Origin of the sequence: Bacillus cereus group sp. MYBK95-2 (genome assembly GCF_051915225.1) — a bacterium.
Classification (GTDB): domain Bacteria; phylum Bacillota; class Bacilli; order Bacillales; family Bacillaceae_G; genus Bacillus_A; species Bacillus_A cereus.
Window position 1 is genome coordinate 1 of sequence record NZ_JBQAEH010000031.1, and the last position, 2,939, is coordinate 2,939.

Here is a 2,939-nt window from a genome sequence, read left to right on the forward strand (position 1 = left end):
TTTTAGTTTGGTTAAGTTAGAAAGGGCGCACGGTGGATGCCTTGACACTAGGAGTCGATGAAGGACGGGACTAACGCCGATATGCTTCGGGGAGCTGTAAGTAAGCTTTGATCCGAAGATTTCCGAATGGGGAAACCCACCATACGTAATGGTATGGTATCCTTATCTGAATACATAGGGTAAGGAAGACAGACCCAGGGAACTGAAACATCTAAGTACCTGGAGGAAGAGAAAGCAAATGCGATTTCCTGAGTAGCGGCGAGCGAAACGGAACATAGCCCAAACCAAGAGGCTTGCCTCTTGGGGTTGTAGGACATTCTATACGGAGTTACAAAGGAACGAGGTAGACGAAGCGACCTGGAAAGGTCCGTCGTAGAGGGTAACAACCCCGTAGTCGAAACTTCGTTCTCTCTTGAATGTATCCTGAGTACGGCGGAACACGTGAAATTCCGTCGGAATCTGGGAGGACCATCTCCCAAGGCTAAATACTCCCTAGTGATCGATAGTGAACCAGTACCGTGAGGGAAAGGTGAAAAGCACCCCGGAAGGGGAGTGAAAGAGATCCTGAAACCGTGTGCCTACAAATAGTCAGAGCCCGTTAACGGGTGATGGCGTGCCTTTTGTAGAATGAACCGGCGAGTTACGATCCCGTGCGAGGTTAAGCTGAAGAGGCGGAGCCGCAGCGAAAGCGAGTCTGAATAGGGCGTTTAGTACGTGGTCGTAGACCCGAAACCAGGTGATCTACCCATGTCCAGGGTGAAGTTCAGGTAACACTGAATGGAGGCCCGAACCCACGCACGTTGAAAAGTGCGGGGATGAGGTGTGGGTAGCGGAGAAATTCCAATCGAACCTGGAGATAGCTGGTTCTCCCCGAAATAGCTTTAGGGCTAGCCTTAAGTGTAAGAGTCTTGGAGGTAGAGCACTGATTGGACTAGGGGTCCTCATCGGATTACCGAATTCAGTCAAACTCCGAATGCCAATGACTTATCCTTAGGAGTCAGACTGCGAGTGATAAGATCCGTAGTCAAAAGGGAAACAGCCCAGACCGCCAGCTAAGGTCCCAAAGTGTGTATTAAGTGGAAAAGGATGTGGAGTTGCTTAGACAACTAGGATGTTGGCTTAGAAGCAGCCACCATTTAAAGAGTGCGTAATAGCTCACTAGTCGAGTGACTCTGCGCCGAAAATGTACCGGGGCTAAATACACCACCGAAGCTGCGGATTGATACCAATGGTATCAGTGGTAGGGGAGCGTTCTAAGGACAGTGAAGTCAGACCGGAAGGACTGGTGGAGTGCTTAGAAGTGAGAATGCCGGTATGAGTAGCGAAAGACGGGTGAGAATCCCGTCCACCGAATGCCTAAGGTTTCCTGAGGAAGGCTCGTCCGCTCAGGGTTAGTCAGGACCTAAGCCGAGGCCGACAGGCGTAGGCGATGGACAACAGGTTGATATTCCTGTACCACCTCTTTATCGTTTGAGCAATGGAGGGACGCAGAAGGATAGAAGAAGCGTGCGATTGGTTGTGCACGTCCAAGCAGTTAGGCTGATAAGTAGGCAAATCCGCTTATCGTAAAGGCTGAGCTGTGATGGGGAAGCTCCTTATGGAGCGAAGTCTTTGATTCCCCGCTGCCAAGAAAAGCTTCTAGCGAGATAAAAGGTGCCTGTACCGCAAACCGACACAGGTAGGCGAGGAGAGAATCCTAAGGTGTGCGAGAGAACTCTGGTTAAGGAACTCGGCAAAATGACCCCGTAACTTCGGGAGAAGGGGTGCTTTCTTAACGGAAAGCCGCAGTGAATAGGCCCAAGCGACTGTTTAGCAAAAACACAGCTCTCTGCGAAGCCGTAAGGCGAAGTATAGGGGGTGACACCTGCCCGGTGCTGGAAGGTTAAGGAGAGGGGTTAGCGTAAGCGAAGCTCTGAACTGAAGCCCCAGTAAACGGCGGCCGTAACTATAACGGTCCTAAGGTAGCGAAATTCCTTGTCGGGTAAGTTCCGACCCGCACGAAAGGTGTAACGATTTGGGCACTGTCTCAACCAGAGACTCGGTGAAATTATAGTACCTGTGAAGATGCAGGTTACCCGCGACAGGACGGAAAGACCCCGTGGAGCTTTACTGTAGCCTGATATTGAATTTTGGTACAGTTTGTACAGGATAGGCGGGAGCCATTGAAACCGGAGCGCTAGCTTCGGTGGAGGCGCTGGTGGGATACCGCCCTGACTGTATTGAAATTCTAACCTACGGGTCTTATCGACCCGGGAGACAGTGTCAGGTGGGCAGTTTGACTGGGGCGGTCGCCTCCTAAAGTGTAACGGAGGCGCCCAAAGGTTCCCTCAGAATGGTTGGAAATCATTCGTAGAGTGCAAAGGCATAAGGGAGCTTGACTGCGAGACCTACAAGTCGAGCAGGGACGAAAGTCGGGCTTAGTGATCCGGTGGTTCCGCATGGAAGGGCCATCGCTCAACGGATAAAAGCTACCCCGGGGATAACAGGCTTATCTCCCCCAAGAGTCCACATCGACGGGGAGGTTTGGCACCTCGATGTCGGCTCATCGCATCCTGGGGCTGTAGTCGGTCCCAAGGGTTGGGCTGTTCGCCCATTAAAGCGGTACGCGAGCTGGGTTCAGAACGTCGTGAGACAGTTCGGTCCCTATCCGTCGTGGGCGTAGGAAATTTGAGAGGAGCTGTCCTTAGTACGAGAGGACCGGGATGGACGCACCGCTGGTGTACCAGTTGTTCTGCCAAGGGCATAGCTGGGTAGCTATGTGCGGAAGGGATAAGTGCTGAAAGCATCTAAGCATGAAGCCCCCCTCAAGATGAGATTTCCCATAGCGTAAGCTAGTAAGATCCCTGAAAGATGATCAGGTTGATAGGTTCGAGGTGGAAGCATGGTGACATGTGGAGCTGACGAATACTAATAGATCGAGGACTTAACCATATAATATG

At 51.7% G+C, this 2,939-nt stretch carries 1 rRNA gene; it reads left to right on the plus strand.

Going from position 1 to position 2,939, the window contains the following annotated elements:
* Window positions 1–9 precede the first annotated feature (9 nt).
* Window positions 10–2,931: ribosomal RNA gene (locus tag ACTFN4_RS30350) — 23S ribosomal RNA — on the plus strand.
* Window positions 2,932–2,939 lie beyond the last annotated feature (8 nt).